Below are 17195 nucleotides of genomic sequence, written 5' to 3' on the forward strand. Positions count from 1 at the left end.
TACCCACTCAGTGCTGCAATATCTGGCTGAGGAACTTGCGGCACCGCTCCGAGGTCGGATTGGTGAAGAAATGCTCGGGCTTGCCCTGCTCCACGATCTCGCCCTCATCCATGAAGATCATCTTGTCGGCGACTTTGCGGGCAAACCCCATCTCATGGGTGACAACGACCATGGTCATGCCTTCATGCGCCAGCTCGACCATCACGTCCAGCACCTCGGCGATCATTTCGGGATCGAGGGCCGAGGTCGGCTCGTCAAACAACAGAACTTTCGGCTCCATGCAAAGGGATCGGGCAATGGCGACGCGTTGTTGCTGACCGCCGGACAGTTGGATGGGGCGTTTATCGGCCTGATCGGGGATGTGAACACGCTCAAGATAGTGGCGCGCGCGCTCTTCGGCCTGCGCGCGGCTCAGGCCCCGCGCCTTAACCGGGCCAAGGGTCAGGTTGTCCAGAACGCTCAGATGCGGGAACAGGTTGAACTGCTGAAACACCATGCCGACCTCGGACCGGATCGTGGCTGCGGATCTGGCGTCATCCTTCAGCTCGACGCCGTCAATGCGGATGGTGCCTTTCTGGTGTTTCTCCAATTGGTTGATACAGCGCACGACCGTGGACTTGCCCGAACCGGACGGCCCGCAGATCACAACCTTTTCACCACTATTTACGGTGAGATTGATATTCTTGAGGACATGGAACGTATCGAACCACTTGTTCACATCGACAAGCTCGATGGTGGGGTCTGGCATTGGTCGATCTGTCCCTAGTTTGCGCGGGTGGATTGATTTATTGGGCCTGCGCCCCCTATCCCGCTTAAAACAACGAACTATATATGGCAGCAAGTCCCAGCTGCCACCAACAGGAGAATTAAATGAACACAATCTGGAGAGCAGCCGCAGCCGCTGCGTTTGGTCTGGTCTTGTCAGGCGCAGCCCACGCGCAATCGGCACTGAACGAAATCCTGGATTCCGGTGTGTTGAAAGTCGGCACGACTGGTGACTGGAACCCAATGTCCCTGCGGGATCCGGCCACGAACAGCTACAAAGGCTATGACATCGACATCATGAACGAACTCGCCGCCGATCTGGGGGTTGAGGTCGAATACGTCCCGACCGATTGGAAAACACTGGTGAATGGTGTCGTGGCCAAGAAATATCACCTGACCGGCTCGGCCTCGATCTCGCCGCCGCGCATGAAGGTTGCCGGATTCTCGGACAGCTATATCTCGGTTGAGCTGTTTCCCTACACGACCAAGGACAAGGCCGATAAATTCGACGGCTATGAATCTATCAACCAGTCGGGTGTGACAGTCGCGACAACACTGGGCACCACCTTTGAGAAGCGTGTCCGCGAGTGGTTCCCGAATGCCGAAATCAAAGTGGTCGAAGCCCCCGCACGTGGATTTCAAGAGGTGATCGCCGGACGGGCAGATGTGTTCATCACATCGAACATCGAAGGCTCCACCCTGGAAGAGAAGTTCCCGATCGAGCGTGTGAAAAACGCCGGTCCACGCTCGCCTTCACCAATCGCGATGATCCTGCCGCAGGATGATCAGGTCTGGATCAACTATGTGAACAACTGGATTGAGGTGAAGAAAGCCCAGGGTTTCTTTGAGGAAAACCAGAAGAAATGGGGTCTGTGATCCCGCCAACGCCCGGTCTAACAGCCGGGCGTTTTCTTGCCCTCCCCTTGGGTAAACAGGTCGGTCAATAAACTCAGGTCACCAGCGCGTGACATTTCATGTCAGGCAATTGCAACTTGTTAGAACACCGGTCACCTTGAGTCTCGGAAGGAGACATACTATGACCCGGACTGCATATCTCGACTACCTAAAACCCGCCCTGTTGTTCACCTTGATTGCACTGGCCGCAACCTTGCGCGCCGTTCCGGCCCCGGCTGCAGGGACTGAGACTCTGACGGTTGCCGGTGGATGTTTCTGGTGTGTTGAATCCGATTTCGAATCTGTACCCGGCGTCATAGGCGCTGTGTCCGGATTCACTGGTGGCTCTGTCTCGAACCCGACTTATGATCAGGTGACCAAAGGCGGCACGGGCCACTACGAGGCCGTTCAGATCACGTTTGATCCCGCGCGCGTCTCACGTGAAACGCTGCTGAACATGTTCTTCCGCTCGGTCGATCCCACAGATGCGGGCGGTCAGTTCTGCGACCGGGGAGAGAGCTACCGCACGGCGATTTTCGTCTCTAACGCAGGGGAAAAAGCGCTTGCGCAACAGGCAAAGACCAACGCGCAACGAGCCCTTGGCCAAACGGTCGTCACCCCGATCCTGCAGGAGGGCGCGTTTTATCCGGCCGAGGCATACCATCAGGACTACTACAAAGGCGACAAGCTGGTCTTTACCCGCTTTGGCCCCAAACGCCAGAAGAACGCCTATAAAGCCTACCGCAATGCTTGCGGTCGGGATGCTCGGGTGAAGCAGCTTTGGGGAAGTGACGCGCCCTTTGCCGGATCTTAATCCAGCTGCGCGTCCCGGACTTCCCTCAGATCCGGAATGACATCCGCAGTGCCGTGCCGCGTGACCATCAGGGCCGCGGCGCGGTTCGCTTGTAGAATGGCCTGCTCCATCGGCATGCCACGGTCCATCCCAGCCAAAACATAGCCGGTGAACGTATCCCCTGCGCCTGTCGTATCCACCGCCTGCACCTTGTGAGCCGCGAAATCCACGGGGTCACAACCTTGCTGCAGATACCGCGCGCCTTTCGACCCAAGCGTAACGATCACATGGCGCACCGGCAGTTCCGCTGCATCCAGCCCAGTTTCCTGCCGCAATTGCTCGGCCTCGACTTCGTTGAGGATCAGGAAATCCAGATAAGGCAGAACCTCTTGCACCGATTGCGCCTGAAACGGCGCGGCGGCGTAGCAGACGGTCAGCCCAAGCTCATGCCCTAGACGGGCCGCTTCGACCTGAGCGTTGGTTTCGTTCTGTAAAACCAGAATATCCCCGGTATTGGCCGAGGCCAGCGCCTGCCCGATCTGCGCGCTGTCCAACGCGTGGTTGGCGCCGGGGTAGAGGATGATAAGGTTCTCGCCCTGCGCGTCCACAGCAATGATCGCGTGACCGGTCGGCACATCCACCTCAGCGATGAACCGCGTGTCGACGCCATATTCCGTCAGTCGATCCTTGGCCCAGCGCCCGTCCGGACCGACAGCACCGATATGGCTGACCCGGGATCCCGCGCGCGATCCGGCAACGGACATATTGGCCCCTTTGCCGCCCAGAAAACGCTCAAGTCCCTCTGCCGCCAAAGTCTCGCCCGCCGCAGGCAGATGCGGCAGGCCGTAAACCATGTCGGCATTGATCGAGCCCAGGTTCCAGATCGTCATGATTTGCCAATATCGCAGGAGGCCAGAATGGCCATGTTCAGGATATCATTGGCCGTCGACACGGTCGAGCAGATCTGAATCGGCTTGTCGACACCAGACAGGATCGGGCCGATCACGGTTGCTCCGCCCATTTCTTGCATCAGTTTGGTCGAGATCGAGGCCGAGTGCCGTGCGGGCACGATCAGGATATTGGCCGGGCCGGTCAGGCGCTGGAACGGGTATCCGGCCTGCTGATCCACGTTCAGGGCAACATCGACGGTCATCTCGCCTTCGTATTCGAAATCTACGCCACGCTGGTCCAGAACCGCTGGCGCACGGTGCATCTTTTCGGCCCGCTCTGAAACCGGGTAGCCAAAGGTCGAGAAGCTGACAAAAGCCACGCGAGGTTCAAGTCCCATATGGCGGGCCACGTCGGCCGAGCGTTCAGCGATATTGGCCAAGTCGTTTTCATCCGGCCATTCATGCACCAGAGTATCACCAATCAGAACAATGCGCCCCTTGTGCAGCAACGCCGTCACGCCCGCCGCGCCATGGGCGGCATCGGCGTCGAAGACATGGTTGATCCGATCCAGCACGTGGGCCGATTTGCGTGTCGCCCCCGTCACCAGACCATCGCCATGACCATGCGCCAGCATCAGGGATGAGAACACATGACGATCCCGGGCCGCCAGACGGTGGATATCTTTGGGGTCAAAACCTTTGCGTTGCAAACGGTTATACAGGAAATTCGAATAGGTCTCGAGATGCGCGGTGTTGGCGGCGTTCACCACCTCAAGCTCACGCACCGCATCGCCAAGACCGGCTTCTTCCAGCTTGGTTTTCACATCATCAGGACGCCCCACAACCAGCGCCTTGCCAAAGCCCGAGCGCTGATAGGTCACCGCCGCGCGCAACACGCGCGGATCGTCGCCCTCTGCAAAGATCATGCGGCTTTGTGCCTGGCGGGCACGGGCGTTCAGGCCGCGCAGGATGCTGGCGGTCGGGTCCATGCGGGACTTGAGGCTCAGCTCATAAGCCTCCATGTCGATGATCGGACGGCGGGCCGCTCCGGTATCCATCCCGGCCTTTGCTACCGCCGGTGGAATGCGGTGGATCAGGCGCGGGTCAAACGGCGTCGGGATGATATAATCGCGACCAAAGGTCAGCGACTTGCCATAGGCCATGGCGACCTCGTCCGGCACATCCTCACGCGCCAGACGGGCCAGAGCATGGGCACAAGCGATCTTCATCTCGTCATTGATGGCGCGCGCGTGGATATCAAGCGCACCGCGGAACAGGTATGGGAAGCCCAAAACGTTGTTCACCTGGTTGGGATAGTCGCTGCGCCCGGTGGCAACGATCGCGTCAACGCGGACCTCATGCGCCTCTTCCGGCGTGATCTCAGGATCCGGGTTCGCCATCGCGAAGATCACCGGATTATCGGCCATGCTGGCAACCATATCCTGCGTCACGGCACCCTTGACCGAAACGCCCAGGAAAACGTCTGCGCCTTTCATGGCGTCTTCAAGCGACCGCAAATCGGTTGAGATCGCATGAGCCGACTTCCACTGGTTCATACCCTCGGTCCGGCCCTGATAGATCACGCCCTTTGTGTCACAGACGATGCAGTTCTCATGCCGCGCGCCCATCGACTTGAGCAATTCGATACAGGCGATGCCCGCAGCACCCGCTCCGTTCAGAACGATCTTAACGTCCTCAATTTTCTTGCCCGAAATATGCAGCGCGTTCAGCAGACCCGCTGCACAGATCACCGCCGTGCCGTGCTGATCGTCATGGAAGACGGGGATGTCCATCTCTTCCTTGAGGCGCTGTTCGATGATGAAACATTCCGGCGCCTTGATGTCTTCGAGGTTGATGCCACCAAAGGTCGGCCCCATCAGACGCACCGCGCGGCAGAACTCATCCGGGTCTTCGGTGTCCAACTCGATATCGATCGAGTTCACGTCGGCGAACCGTTTAAACAGGACGGACTTCCCCTCCATCACCGGTTTCGACCCCAGCGCGCCAAGATTGCCAAGACCCAGCACGGCGGTCCCGTTCGAGATCACAGCGACCAGATTGCCCTTGTTGGTATAGTCATACGCCGTCTCGGGCGCTTCGGCGATGGCTTCACATGGAACAGCGACGCCGGGGCTATAGGCCAGCGAAAGATCGCGCTGCGTGGTCATGGGAACGGTGGCCTGCACCTCCCACTTGCCGGGGGTCGGGTCGAGATGAAAGGCCAGTGCCTCTTCTTTGGTGATCTTCGCTTTGGGCATCTTAAATGTCGTTTCCATGACTTCGGGGCTGATGCGTCATAGCGCAGCCACGCGCAGGCCTCAACGAGAATGAGTTTTCGGCTTTTACAGAAGATGGGGGATTTGTAAGGTCACGTCTGGAACACGCCAGAAGGGGGCCGCTTTTGTCCACAGTCACGCCGATGATGGCGCAGTATCTCGAGATCAAAGAGGCCCATGCCGACGCCCTGCTGTTCTACCGTATGGGCGATTTCTACGAGATGTTCTTCGAGGACGCCGTCAACGCCGCCGAAGCGCTGGACATCGCCCTGACCAAGCGCGGCAAACACAATGGTAACGATATCCCGATGTGTGGTGTCCCGGTGCATGCGGCCGAGGGCTATTTGCTGACCCTCATCCGCAAAGGGTTCCGCGTGGCCGTTTGCGAACAGATGGAAAGCCCGGCGGAAGCGAAGAAAAGAGGCTCTAAATCGGTGGTAAAGCGCGATGTCGTGCGACTGGTGACGCCCGGCACGCTGACCGAAGACGTCCTGCTGGAAGCCCGCCGCCACAACTTTCTGGCCACTTATGCCGAGGTCCGGGATGAGGCCGCACTCGCCTGGGCCGATATCTCGACTGGGGCGTTTCACGTGATGCCTTTGACCTCCGTTCGCCTCAGCCCCGAGCTAGCTCGGCTCGCCCCATCCGAGCTGATCGTCGCCGACGGGATGGAGCAGTCGCTGAACGAAACCGTCCGCGACCTTGGGATTTCTCTGACGCCTGTCGGGCGAGCCAGTTTCGACAGTACCGCGGCGGAAAAACGCATCTGCGGGCTGTTTCACGTGGGCGCGCTGGAGGCGTTCGGGTCTTTTGGCCGGGCAGAGATTTCCGCCATGGGCGCCCTGATCGACTATCTTGAGATCACGCAGAAGGGCAAACTGCCCCTCCTGCAAACGCCCTTGAAGGAATCCGAAGACCGCGTGGTACAGATCGACGCCGCCACGCGCCGCAATCTGGAGCTGACCCGGTCTCTGTCGGGCGGTCGTGTCGGATCGTTGTTGTCGGTGGTCGACCGCACCGTCACACCCGGCGGGGCACGATTGCTGGAACAGCGCCTCTCAAGCCCGTCTCGCAATCTGGATGTGATCCACTCCCGTCTCGACGCCGTCAGCTTTGCCGCCGAAGACAGCCTGATCGTCTCGGACCTGCGCGAGGCCCTGCGCAAAACCCCCGATCTGGACCGCGCCCTGTCTCGCCTGTCGCTTGAACGTGGCGGGCCTCGCGATCTGGCCGCCATCCGCAACGGCCTGACCCAAGCCGCTGCAATTGCGGGCATTTGCGAAGGGCAGAATCTTCCGGTCCTGCTGGGAACTGCCTTGCAAAACCTTGTTGGCTTCGACGACCTCCTGAACCTGCTAGATGAGGCTTTGGTGGCCGAACCGCCCCTGCTGGCCCGCGACGGAGGTTTCATCGCTCCCAGTTTTGACCCCGAACTGGACGAAGCGCGCACCCTGCGCGACGAAGGCCGATCTGTCATTGCCGGGTTTCAGCAGAAATATGCGGAACACACCGGCATCACCTCGCTGAAGATCAAGCACAACAATGTCCTGGGCTATTTCATCGAAACAACGGCCACCCATGCCGAGAAGATGTTGAACCCGCCATTCTCCGAGACCTATATCCATCGCCAAACCACCGCCAATCAGGTGCGGTTTACCACCGTCGAACTCTCGGAAATCGAAACCCGTATCCTGAATGCTGGAAATCTGGCTTTGGAGGTCGAAAAGCGGCTCTATAAAAGGCTTTCTGACGAAACTCTGACCCTTGCCGCCCGACTGAACCAAGCCGCCCGAGGGCTGGCCGAGCTGGATCTGACCACAGCCCTTGCCGACCTTGCGCGTGGTGAGAACTGGTGCCGCCCACAAGTCGACACTTCGCGCGCCTTTGAGGTTCAGGGAGGACGCCACCCGGTGGTCGAACACGCGCTGCGCCAGCAAAGCGGCGATGCCTTCGTCGCAAATGACTGCGATCTCAGTGCCGAAGACGGAGCCGCCATTTGGTTGTTGACCGGTCCCAACATGGCCGGTAAATCAACCTTCCTCCGCCAGAACGCTCTGATCGCCCTACTGGCCCAAATGGGCAGCTACGTCCCTGCGGAACAGGCCCATATCGGCCTTGTCAGCCAGCTTTTCAGCCGTGTCGGAGCATCAGACGATCTCGCCCGAGGCCGCTCGACCTTCATGGTCGAAATGGTCGAAACTGCCGCCATTCTGAACCAGGCCGATGACCGCGCACTCGTCATTCTGGACGAAATCGGCCGCGGGACCGCCACCTATGACGGCCTCTCCATCGCCTGGGCCACGCTGGAGCATCTGCACGCCGCCAACCAATGTCGTGCCTTGTTTGCCACGCACTACCACGAACTCACCGCGCTGGCCGGAAAGCTTAAAGGCGTCGAAAACGCCACCGTCGCCGTGAAGGAATGGGAAGGTGAGGTCATCTTTCTTCATGAAGTTCACAAAGGCGCCGCCGACCGATCCTATGGCGTGCAGGTCGCCCAACTGGCGGGTCTGCCCGCCTCAGTCGTTGAACGTGCCCGCATCGTGTTGGATCAACTGGAAAAAACCGAGCGTGAGGGCGGTAAACAAAAATCCCTGATCGACGACCTTCCGCTCTTCTCCGCCGCTCCACCACCGCCGCCGCCTGCGCCGAAAGCCTCACCAGTCGCAGACATGCTGAACGACATCCTGCCAGACGAGCTGACCCCCCGCGAAGCACTCGACTTGATCTACAAACTGAAAGAGGCGGCCAAATCCTGACCGCCCCTTCTTCTGTTCAAAAATACCTCCGCCGGAGGCTTGGCCTTGCAGAGGCCAATCAGCTCGCAGGTGTCGACGACACACCGACCTGCGCCGGGCGCAGCAAACGGTCGTGCAACATAAACCCTTCTGCAGAGACCTGAATGATGTCCCCTGCGCGGGTTCCAGGCACTGGCGCTTCAAACATCGCCTCATGCACATTCGGGTCGAACCGATCCCCAACCTCGGGCGTGATCACTTCGATCCCGTGCTTCTGAAATACGTCCTTAAGCGCGCGCATGGTCAGCTCAACACCTTCCAGCAACCCAGCAGCCACTTCTTTCTGCTCATCGGTCGCTGCTTCAAGCGCGCGCTTCATGTTGTCATAAACCGGCAACATGTCGCGGGCCAGTTTCGACCCACCATATTGCTCCGCGTCCCGGCGGGCCTTGTCGCCACGCTTGCGCGCGTTTTCCGCGTCAGCCAAAGCGCGCATGAACTTGTCTTTGTAGTCATCCCGCTCGGCGCGCAACTCATCCAGTTCCAGCGCCTCATCGCTGATCTCAGCGAACTCTTCGGCCAGTTCTTCCGCTTCGGCCGCCATGATGTCGTCCAGAAATTCTTCGTTCTTGGGCTCTGCCATCTCTTACCCTCTAGCTCCGGTCGGATATCAGCTTGCCGACCAGTTGCGCCGTATAATCCACGATCGGTACGATCCGTCCATAATTCAAACGTGTGGGCCCGATGACCCCAACCGCACCAATTATCTTACGATCAGCGTTCATATAAGGAGACACCACCAAAGAGGAACCCGAAAGTGAGAAAAGTTTGTTCTCGGAGCCAATAAAAATGCGCACACCCTCGCCTTCCTCGGTCAATTCAAGGAATTCGGCAATGTCGCGCTTGCGTTCAAGATCATCGAACAGGGTGCGAATGCGGTCCAACTCCTCGACCTCACCCGAATCCGCCAAAAGATTCGCCCGACCGCGCACGATTAGGCGGGCTGAGTCGCTTCCATCCCCGTCCCAGGCCGCAATCCCGCTTTCCACCATCTCGCGGGCCAAAACGTCGATCTCTTGCCGACGCGCATCAATCTGCGACAGCATTTGACGGCGCACTTCGCTGAGCGTTCGCCCCTCTATCAGCGCATTCAGGAAATTTGCGGCCTCTCGCATCGAACTGGGCGTCTGACCCGGTGGCGGCGTGAACAGCCGGTTTTCAACATGTCCATCCGAGAAAACCAGAACCACCAGCGCCCGGTCATGCGCCAATGAGACAAACTCGATATGCTTGATCTCGGCCTCGTGTTTTGGCGTCAGAACCAGCGACGCGCCATGTGTCACGTGTGACAAGGCCGAGCCCACGCGATCCAGCATTCCGCCAACATCACCTGCGTTAGAGCCTAAAGTCTCATCCAGCTTCTGCCGATCGTCGGCGCCAAGATCGCCGACCTCAAGCAAACCGTCCACAAACATCCGCAGCCCCTGCTGCGTCGGAATCCGCCCTGCAGACACGTGAGGGCTGTCCAGCAGACCCAGAAACTCAAGATCCTGCATCACATTGCGCACGGTCGCTGCGCTGACTTTTTCTGACAATGTCCGCGTCAGGGTGCGGCTTCCCACTGGCTCACCGCTTTCCAGATAGCTTTCGACGATCAGCCGAAACACCTCACGCGACCGGTCGTTCATCTCTGACAGAATTCTGCTGGCTTCGCTCATTCTCGGTCCCCTGCTGGACTGCCATTAAATCGCAGGTAAATGAAAGGTCAATCGGGGTTGCATCGTAATGCCGCAGGACGTTATCCCCAACCCAGCAAACAAAGGAATTCCCATGCGACCCTCAGGACGTGATCTAAACGAAATGCGCGCCGTTTCAATCGAGACGGGCTTCACCAAACATGCCGAAGGATCTTGCCTGATCAAGATGGGCGACACCCACGTGCTGTGTACTGCCACGATCGAGGATCGCGTGCCGCCCTTCATTAAAGGTTCGGGTCTGGGTTGGGTGACTGCCGAATACGGCATGCTGCCCCGCGCAACCAACACCCGGATGCGGCGTGAGGCGGCTTCGGGCAAGCAAGGTGGTCGTACCGTTGAAATCCAGCGCCTGATCGGCCGCGCCCTGCGTGCCGGTGTCGACCGGGTTGCTTTGGGTGAGCGTCAGATCACCGTCGATTGTGATGTCATCCAAGCGGATGGCGGCACCCGCTGCGCCTCGATCACCGGCGGCTGGGTGGCGCTGCGTCTGGCCGTGAACAAGCTGATGAAAGCGGGCGATGTGATCTCGGATCCCTTGGTAGACCCTGTTGCGGCGGTTTCTTGCGGAATTTACGCCGGTCAGCCAGTGCTGGACCTCGACTACCCCGAAGACAGCGAGGCGGGCGTGGACGGCAACTTCATCATGACCGGCTCGGGCAAACTGATCGAAGTCCAGATGAGCGCCGAAGGCTCGGTCTTCAGCCGCGCGCAGATGGATCAACTGATGGATCTGGCCGAAAAAGGCGCGGGTGAGCTGGCTGCCGCCCAAAAGGCAGCCACCGCATGACCCGCAAGTTCGACGGCGACAGGCTGTTGGTCGCCACACATAACAAAGGCAAGCTTGAGGAGATGGCACATCTCCTCAACCCCTTTGGCGTGACCGTGGTTGGCGCGGCAGAAATGAACCTGCCCGAACCGGACGAGACTGAAGATACCTTTGTCGGCAATGCCCGGATCAAAGCGCATGCTGCCGCCAAGGCCACCGGCCTGCCTGCCCTGTCGGACGATTCCGGGATCACCATCGACGCGCTGGACGGTGCGCCGGGTGTCTATACGGCCGACTGGGCCGAAAACGACAATGGCCGCGATTTCATGATGGCCATGACCCGTGCACATGACGAACTAGAGGCCAAGAACGCAGCGCATCCGCGCACCGCGCAATTTCGCTGCACGCTGGTTCTGGCCTGGCCCGACGGTCATGACGAAGTGTTCGAAGGCATCGCACCCGGTCATCTCGTCTGGCCAATCCGAGGTAAGGACGGCTTCGGGTATGACCCTATGTTTGTCCCCGAAGGTCACGACATTACCTTTGCCGAGATGGATCGTTGGGAAAAGAACAAGATCAGCCATCGCGGCCGCGCGGTGGAGATGTTCGTGAAGGGCTGCTTTGGCGGATGATTGGCGTAATGGGGGCTTTGGCCTGTATGTGCATTGGCCCTTTTGCGAGGCCAAGTGCCCCTATTGCGATTTCAACAGCCATGTTTCGAAAAATATTGATCAAAAACAATGGCTTGATTCTTATCTAGCCGAACTGCACCGATCAGCCAGTGAAACGCCCGACAGGGTTCTCAATACGATCTTCTTTGGCGGTGGCACCCCGTCACTGATGAACCCCGACACCGTTTCAGCCGTCATTGACGAAGCCCGCAGCCTCTGGCGACCTGCCAACGACATGGAAATATCGCTCGAGGCTAACCCTGGTTCGGTCGAGGCCGGGCGCTTTGCCGCCTATCGTGACGCTGGCGTCAATCGGATTTCGATGGGTGTGCAGGCGCTGAACGACGAAGACCTCCGCCGCTTGGGTCGCATCCATACGGTCGCCGAAGCACGCGCCGCCTTCGACATCGCTCGCACCTGTTTTGACCGCGTCAGTTTTGACCTCATCTATGCGCGCCAGCACCAGACGCTTGCTTCTTGGCAGGCCGAGTTGACCGAGGCCCTCTCTATGGCCGTCGATCACCTGTCGCTCTATCAGCTGACGATCGAGGAGGGCACCGCCTTTGGGGATCGCTATGCGGTCGGTAAATTGCGCGGTTTGCCCGAGGATGACCGCGCCGCCGATATGTATCTGGCCACGCAAGAGATCTGCGAGGCGCACGGCCTGCCAGCCTATGAAATCTCCAACCATGCCCGCCCCGGGTCCGAGTCTCAGCACAACCAGATCTATTGGCGCTACGGCGACTATGTTGGCATCGGACCCGGCGCGCATGGTCGTGTCACTTTGAACGGACGTAAATTCGCGACGGAGACCCATTTGTCGCCAAATACCTGGCTAAATGCGGTTTCCACCGGATCCGGAGAAAGTGATCGAGCTGAGGTTCTTAAGGTGGAACAGGCAGCTGAATACCTTATGATGTGTCTGCGATTGACTGAAGGCCTAGATATGGAGAGGTTTAGCGCTCTCTCCGGGCACCCTCTTCCCAATGACAAACTCGCCTCTCTGTCTGACCTTGGCATGATCGAGCTGTCAAACACGCGCCTAAGGGCAACCAAAGACGGGCGTGCCGTTCTGAACGCGGTGATCCGCGAGTTGTTGGAGTAAGCGATGCAGTACCTTTGGGCCGGTCTTGGTTTGCTCTGCGTCGCGCTCGCCATGGTCGGAGTGGTCTTGCCGCTTCTCCCAACCGTTCCCTTTCTGCTGTTGGCCGCGTTTTTCTTTGCCCGCTCATCCTCCCGATTACACAATTGGCTTTTGACCCATCAGGTCTTTGGCCCGATGATTATTGATTGGCAAAGCTCCGGGGCAATCCGTCCGAGCGCAAAAAAGGCGGCCACCGTCTCGGTCGCCGCCGTTTTTGGCATCTCGGTTCTGCTGTCTTTACCGTCCTACGTCCTGATCATTCAGGCCGTCGTTCTGAGCGGGGTCATGATCTTTATCTGGACCCGCCCTAACGGCTGAGCTTGGCGCAAAGATCGTCCAATTGGTCCAGGTTCTCATAGGTCAGTACAACTTGGCCCGATTCTGTCCCCGCCTTGTGATTGATCGAAACCTTCATCGCCAAGATGGCCGAAAGGTCTTTCTCCAACGCACGGGTATCTGCATCTTTGCCTGCATTCAGATCCCGAGACCTTGGTGCGGGACGGTCTTCTGTGCCTTGCTGTTGCTTCTTCACCAAGGCTTCCGTCGCCCGTACCGAAAGCCCCTCTTTCACAACCTGTTTGGCCAGTTCCGAAGGATTCTCGGCCGTGATCAAAGCCCTTGCATGGCCAGCGGATAATTTCCCTTCGACCACAAGGGCTTGCACATCCATCGGTAGAGACAAAAGCCGCAAGAGGTTAGCGATATGGCTGCGACTTTTGCCCAAAGCCTCCGCCAGTTTTTCCTGCGTGTGGCCGAAACGATCCATGAGCTGCTTGTAACCAGCTGCTTCTTCGACGGAATTCAGGTCCGCCCGCTGGATATTCTCAATAATCGCGACTTCCAAAACTTCAGTATCATCAAAGTCGCGAATAATGACTGGAATATCATGTAGTTGCGCCATCTGCGCTGCGCGCCAACGGCGTTCCCCCGCAACGATTTCATACTCTCCAGCACCGATCGAGCGCACGATCAACGGCTGGATGATTCCCTTTTCCTTGACCGAGGATGCCAACTCATCCAATTGCTCTGGCTGGAAAGTTCGGCGCGGCTGGTTCGGGTTTGCCTTCAGCTTTTCGATAGGAACCGTCATATCCGGCCGGCGCGGCTCAGCCGGTGAGCGTCCATCGGTTTCCTGCGTTACGTCCGCCATAAGGGCCGAAAGACCGCGGCCAAGACCCCTGGGTTTCGCTTTTTTGGCGCTCATGTCGCCCTCCTCATTGTCGCTTAAGCGGCGACTTTGTTGTTCTTGTGCATGACTTCGCGGGCCAGATGACGATATGCCATCGCCCCAAGCGAGCCCGAGTCATATTGCAAAACTGGCAACGCGTAAGACGGTGCCTCACTGACCCGCACATTTCTGGGTATCTTGGTCTTAAAAACCATCTCACCCAAATTGTCACGTGCGTCTTTCTCGACCTGACGGGACAAGTTGTTGCGGTTGTCATACATGGTCAACACAATACCTTCGATTCTCAGATCTGGATTCGCCGTTTGACGAACCTCTCGAATCGTCAGCATCAGCTGAGACAAACCCTCCAGAGCAAAGAATTCACTCTGCAATGGAACGAGAACCGAATGCGAGGCTACCATCGCGTTCACCGTCAGCAGGTTCAAGGACGGTGGGCAATCAATCAAAACAAAATCCAGCTCGAATCCATCTATTGAGGTTTGTCGCAATGCGTCATGCAACAAGTAGCTGCGTTTTTCATTTGAGATGAGTTCGATATCCGCCGAGCTCAGATCGACAGTGGCGGGAATGACGAAAAGGCCACCTATCTCAGTCTCTTGTATGACCGCCTCTAGCGGTGCGTCGTCCAAAATAAGATCATAAGTGGTCCAATCTCGATCTTCGACACCTAATCCAGTCGACGCGTTGCCCTGCGGATCGAGATCAACAACCAGAACCCGGCAGCCAGCTTCGGCCAGACCAGCAGCCAGATTTATCGCTGTCGTGGTTTTCCCAACTCCGCCCTTCTGATTGGCAACCGCAATTATCCGGGGCCCTGAAGGACGAGAAAGATCAACCACGAGATACTCCTTTGATTTTAAGGATTACGGCTTGGGGCTCTGTTAAACTTGTAATCGGCTCAACATCGAAATTCCATTCTTCCTGAGCCTCTGACAGTTCTTTTTTCCAGTTCGCGCCTTTCGGCAACAAAGCAGTGCCTTTTTCGCTTAAATGCCTGTCACAAAAGGACAATAATGTACGCAGATCTGCCAAAGCGCGAGCCGATAGAATATCAGCTGCTAGTGGATCAACAGATTCGATTCGTTTTGAAATGACCTGGCACGTCACACCACATTCGCGGGCAACGTTCCTTAGAAAAGCCGATTTCCTCTGATCGCTTTCAACAAATTGGAAACGGGTATTGGGTGACTCTTCCAATGCCATAATCGCACACACCATCCCCGGAAATCCGCCTCCGGTTCCGATATCAACCCAGGTATCTGCAGCCGTTGCACACCGGAATACCTGGACGGAATCCAGAATATGTCGATCCCAGATATCCTCCAGACTGTTCTTTGAGACCAGGTTAATTTTGGGATTCCAGCGTTTCACCAGCTCCACATACACATCCATTCTGTCGAATGTTTCACGTGAAACATCAAACTTGGAAAATTCAGGCTTCATGCTTGCTTAACTTTTTGATCGCGCCGAAGTTTTGCCAAAACCAAGGTCAAGGCCGCGGGAGTAACGCCTTCTACCCTACTGGCCTGGGCAATATTTCCGGGTTTTGCCTGAGACAGCTTTTGCTTCATTTCAGATGAAAGGCCATCTAAAGCAAAATAGTCGAAATCCCTGGGAATCTGATAGGATTCATCCCTCTTCATCGCTTCGACATCCCGCTGCTGCCGTGCGATGTAGTTTGCGTATAGCGCATCCCTAGCGACCTGAAGCCGGATTTCTGGCGTCACCGTGTCCAGTTCAGGTATCAAGGGCAGCAGGTCCTCAAAAGCCACATCCGGAAAAGCCAAAATCGCCATTCCATCACGCCTATTCCCGTCCTGATTAACATTGATACCAGCAGCCAAAACCTCTTTCGGCGTATAGGTTCTATCGCTCAGAAGCGATTTCGCGTCGTTCAACTTGTCCATCTTTTTTGTGAAAGCTTGTCGACGTCCGCTTCCAACGCAACCCAACTGCAATCCAATAGGCGTCAAACGCTGATCTGCATTATCTGCTCGAAGTGACAATCTGAACTCTGCACGAGAGGTGAACATCCGATACGGTTCTGCAACGCCTCGGGTGGTAAGATCATCTATCATGACACCGATATAGCTATCGGCGCGAGTGAAATGGATCGGTTCCCGACCCTGAACAGCCAAAGCAGCATTGAGGCCAGCAACCATACCCTGAGCGGCAGCCTCCTCATATCCTGTGGTTCCGTTGATCTGACCCGCTAGATATAGGCCTGGAATCTCGGGCAAGGCCAAAGAAGCTGATAAGACACGGGGGTCTATATAGTCGTACTCGATGGCATAACCGGGTTGCAGGATATCAGCATTCTCTAGCCCTTTGATCGAACGAACATATTGTAGCTGCACATCCTGCGGCAGAGACGTTGAAATACCATTGGGGTATATCGTATGGTCATTCACCCCTTCGGGCTCAAGGAAGATCTGATGCGAGTCTTTCTCTGCAAACCGAACAATCTTGTCTTCGATCGACGGGCAATATCTTGGACCAACACCATCGATATGCCCGCCATACATCGCTGACTTGCTTAGATTCTTTTCAATTATTTCATGTGTCTGAGCGTTCGTATGGGTGATTCCACACGAAATCTGAGGCGCGACAACCGAAGTCGATAGGAACGAGAACAAGGTTGGCTCGTCGTCGCCGTCCTGACGCTCCAACCCTGACCAATCAATTGTGCGTCCATCCAGCCTCGGTGGGGTTCCCGTCTTCAACCGTCCAGTTGGAAGGTCATATGCATCCAAACGTTCCGTCAATCTGACGGAAGGGCGATCTCCCATGCGACCTCCGGGTCGCGAGACATCTCCGATGTGAATGACCCCTCGAAGGAACGTGCCGGACGTAAGAATGACTGACTTTGCTGAGATTTCTGACCCGTCGTCCAACCTAACGCCGGCAACACGATCCTGTGTCATCAGAAAGTCTACGACTTCGCCAACAATAACAGACAGGTTTTCTTGCCTATCCGTTTCCTTTTGCATCGCTGCTCGGTAAAGCGCCCTATCCGCTTGCGTCCTTGGACCCTGAACTGCTGGCCCTTTTCGGCGGTTTAGCAGCCGGAACTGTATCCCTGCTTGGTCTGCAACACGTCCCATGACGCCGTCCAGGGCATCTATCTCGCGAACCAAGTGGCCTTTACCCAATCCTCCGATTGCAGGATTGCAGGACATCACACCGATATCTGCGGCAGATAGCGTGACCAATGCTGTCGAAACACCCATTCGGGCTGCAGCATGCGCAGCCTCGGTGCCCGCGTGCCCCGCGCCAATGACGACTACATCGAAGTCTGAATGTTTCACGTGA

16 protein-coding genes are annotated in these 17195 nt (G+C 57.3%); 7 read left to right on the top strand and 9 right to left on the bottom strand.

From position 1 onward, the window contains the following. Positions 1-7 precede the first annotated feature (7 nt). A complete protein-coding gene (locus tag ACR0IP_RS05265) occupies positions 8-748 on the bottom strand; it encodes an amino acid ABC transporter ATP-binding protein (protein WP_480524221.1) in 741 nt (246 codons plus the stop codon). A gap of 122 nt (positions 749-870) precedes the next feature. On the opposite strand from ACR0IP_RS05265, the gene ACR0IP_RS05270 reads away from it, so the two are divergent. Then, positions 871-1641 (top strand): transporter substrate-binding domain-containing protein, encoded by a 771-nt coding sequence (locus tag ACR0IP_RS05270; RefSeq protein WP_170640885.1) that lies wholly within the window; start codon positions 871-873, stop codon positions 1639-1641. A gap of 160 nt (positions 1642-1801) precedes the next feature. After that, the gene (gene msrA / locus ACR0IP_RS05275) at positions 1802-2473 is read left to right on the top strand and encodes a peptide-methionine (S)-S-oxide reductase MsrA (RefSeq protein ID WP_170643425.1); all 672 of its coding nucleotides are present in this window, start codon (positions 1802-1804) and stop codon (positions 2471-2473) included. Here the strand turns inward: msrA and ACR0IP_RS05280 are convergent. Both ACR0IP_RS05280 and ACR0IP_RS05285 read right to left on the bottom strand, forming a co-directional pair. Beyond that, complete coding sequence (locus ACR0IP_RS05280; protein ID WP_480524223.1) at positions 2470-3342, bottom strand: ribokinase; 873 nt, start codon at positions 3340-3342, stop codon at positions 2470-2472. The genes msrA and ACR0IP_RS05280 overlap by 4 nt on opposite strands. Next, positions 3339-5600, bottom strand: coding sequence for an NADP-dependent malic enzyme (locus ACR0IP_RS05285; RefSeq protein WP_170660967.1), 2262 nt, complete (start codon positions 5598-5600; stop codon positions 3339-3341). Before ACR0IP_RS05285 ends, ACR0IP_RS05280 begins: the two co-directional genes overlap by 4 nt. 161 nt (positions 5601-5761) lie before the next feature. Here ACR0IP_RS05285 and mutS point away from each other — a divergent pair, with 161 nt between their 5' ends. Continuing rightward, a complete protein-coding gene (gene mutS, locus ACR0IP_RS05290) occupies positions 5762-8377 on the top strand; it encodes a DNA mismatch repair protein MutS (RefSeq protein WP_480524324.1) in 2616 nt (871 codons plus the stop codon). A gap of 58 nt (positions 8378-8435) precedes the next feature. Here mutS and ACR0IP_RS05295 read toward each other — a convergent pair whose 3' ends face one another. Together ACR0IP_RS05295 and hrcA are read right to left on the bottom strand one after the other, a co-directional pair. Next, positions 8436-8999, bottom strand: a complete 564-nt coding sequence (locus ACR0IP_RS05295) for a nucleotide exchange factor GrpE (protein WP_170470713.1) — start codon at positions 8997-8999, stop codon at positions 8436-8438. A 10-nt stretch (positions 9000-9009) separates the two neighbouring features. Next, positions 9010-10074: a heat-inducible transcriptional repressor HrcA gene (hrcA, locus tag ACR0IP_RS05300; protein ID WP_170550810.1), complete on the bottom strand. Its 1065-nt coding sequence runs from the start codon at positions 10072-10074 to the stop codon at positions 9010-9012. Between the two features lie 112 nt (positions 10075-10186). Between hrcA and rph the strand changes: the two genes are divergently transcribed. Genes rph through ACR0IP_RS05320 form a run of 4 tightly spaced genes read left to right on the top strand, consistent with a single transcriptional unit; the run spans position 10187 to position 13012 of the window. After that, on the top strand, positions 10187-10900 hold the full coding sequence (rph, locus tag ACR0IP_RS05305; protein ID WP_480524226.1) for a ribonuclease PH: 714 nt from the start codon (positions 10187-10189) through the stop codon (positions 10898-10900). Further along, entirely contained in the window at positions 10897-11511 is a 615-nt protein-coding gene (gene rdgB, locus ACR0IP_RS05310; protein ID WP_480524228.1) for an RdgB/HAM1 family non-canonical purine NTP pyrophosphatase, read from the top strand. The genes rph and rdgB overlap by 4 nt, the downstream gene beginning before the upstream one ends. Next, positions 11501-12655: a radical SAM family heme chaperone HemW gene (hemW, locus tag ACR0IP_RS05315; RefSeq protein WP_480524230.1), complete on the top strand. Its 1155-nt coding sequence runs from the start codon at positions 11501-11503 to the stop codon at positions 12653-12655. Before rdgB ends, hemW begins: the two co-directional genes overlap by 11 nt. Positions 12656-12658: 3 nt before the next feature. Continuing rightward, on the top strand, positions 12659-13012 hold the full coding sequence (locus ACR0IP_RS05320) for a YbaN family protein (protein ID WP_170660972.1): 354 nt from the start codon (positions 12659-12661) through the stop codon (positions 13010-13012). Here ACR0IP_RS05320 and ACR0IP_RS05325 read toward each other — a convergent pair. Genes ACR0IP_RS05325 through mnmG form a run of 4 tightly spaced genes read right to left on the bottom strand, consistent with a single transcriptional unit; the run spans position 13002 to position 17191 of the window. Next, positions 13002-13898 (bottom strand): ParB/RepB/Spo0J family partition protein, encoded by an 897-nt coding sequence (locus tag ACR0IP_RS05325; protein ID WP_170660974.1) that lies wholly within the window; start codon positions 13896-13898, stop codon positions 13002-13004. The two genes, ACR0IP_RS05320 and ACR0IP_RS05325, sit on opposite strands and share 11 nt — an antisense overlap. Before the next feature lie 20 nt (positions 13899-13918). Continuing rightward, entirely contained in the window at positions 13919-14722 is an 804-nt protein-coding gene (locus ACR0IP_RS05330; protein ID WP_170380205.1) for a ParA family protein, read from the bottom strand. Continuing rightward, positions 14715-15326, bottom strand: coding sequence for a 16S rRNA (guanine(527)-N(7))-methyltransferase RsmG (rsmG, locus tag ACR0IP_RS05335; RefSeq protein ID WP_480524233.1), 612 nt, complete (start codon positions 15324-15326; stop codon positions 14715-14717). The genes ACR0IP_RS05330 and rsmG overlap by 8 nt, the downstream gene beginning before the upstream one ends. Then, positions 15323-17191, bottom strand: a complete 1869-nt coding sequence (gene mnmG, locus ACR0IP_RS05340) for a tRNA uridine-5-carboxymethylaminomethyl(34) synthesis enzyme MnmG (protein ID WP_480524235.1) — start codon at positions 17189-17191, stop codon at positions 15323-15325. The genes rsmG and mnmG overlap by 4 nt, the downstream gene beginning before the upstream one ends. Positions 17192-17195 lie beyond the last annotated feature (4 nt).

The organism is Ruegeria sp. AL11 (assembly GCF_056540865.1).

What these genes read in the sequence shown, in the direction of transcription:
- rdgB (WP_480524228.1), top strand. Translation starts at nt 10,897, where the DNA reads ATGACCCGCAAGTTCGACGGCGACAGGCTGTTGGTCGCCACACATAAC.
- ACR0IP_RS05295 (WP_170470713.1), bottom strand. Translation starts at nt 8,999, where the DNA reads ATGGCAGAGCCCAAGAACGAAGAATTTCTGGACGACATCATGGCGGCC.
- rph (WP_480524226.1), top strand. Translation starts at nt 10,187, where the DNA reads ATGCGACCCTCAGGACGTGATCTAAACGAAATGCGCGCCGTTTCAATC.
- ACR0IP_RS05325 (WP_170660974.1), bottom strand. Translation starts at nt 13,898, where the DNA reads ATGAGCGCCAAAAAAGCGAAACCCAGGGGTCTTGGCCGCGGTCTTTCG.
- ACR0IP_RS05280 (WP_480524223.1), bottom strand. Translation starts at nt 3,342, where the DNA reads ATGACGATCTGGAACCTGGGCTCGATCAATGCCGACATGGTTTACGGC.
- ACR0IP_RS05320 (WP_170660972.1), top strand. Translation starts at nt 12,659, where the DNA reads ATGCAGTACCTTTGGGCCGGTCTTGGTTTGCTCTGCGTCGCGCTCGCC.
- hrcA (WP_170550810.1), bottom strand. Translation starts at nt 10,074, where the DNA reads ATGAGCGAAGCCAGCAGAATTCTGTCAGAGATGAACGACCGGTCGCGT.
- mutS (WP_480524324.1), top strand. Translation starts at nt 5,762, where the DNA reads ATGATGGCGCAGTATCTCGAGATCAAAGAGGCCCATGCCGACGCCCTG.
- ACR0IP_RS05265 (WP_480524221.1), bottom strand. Translation starts at nt 748, where the DNA reads ATGCCAGACCCCACCATCGAGCTTGTCGATGTGAACAAGTGGTTCGAT.
- ACR0IP_RS05270 (WP_170640885.1), top strand. Translation starts at nt 871, where the DNA reads ATGAACACAATCTGGAGAGCAGCCGCAGCCGCTGCGTTTGGTCTGGTC.
- msrA (WP_170643425.1), top strand. Translation starts at nt 1,802, where the DNA reads ATGACCCGGACTGCATATCTCGACTACCTAAAACCCGCCCTGTTGTTC.
- rsmG (WP_480524233.1), bottom strand. Translation starts at nt 15,326, where the DNA reads ATGAAGCCTGAATTTTCCAAGTTTGATGTTTCACGTGAAACATTCGAC.
- ACR0IP_RS05285 (WP_170660967.1), bottom strand. Translation starts at nt 5,600, where the DNA reads ATGCCCAAAGCGAAGATCACCAAAGAAGAGGCACTGGCCTTTCATCTC.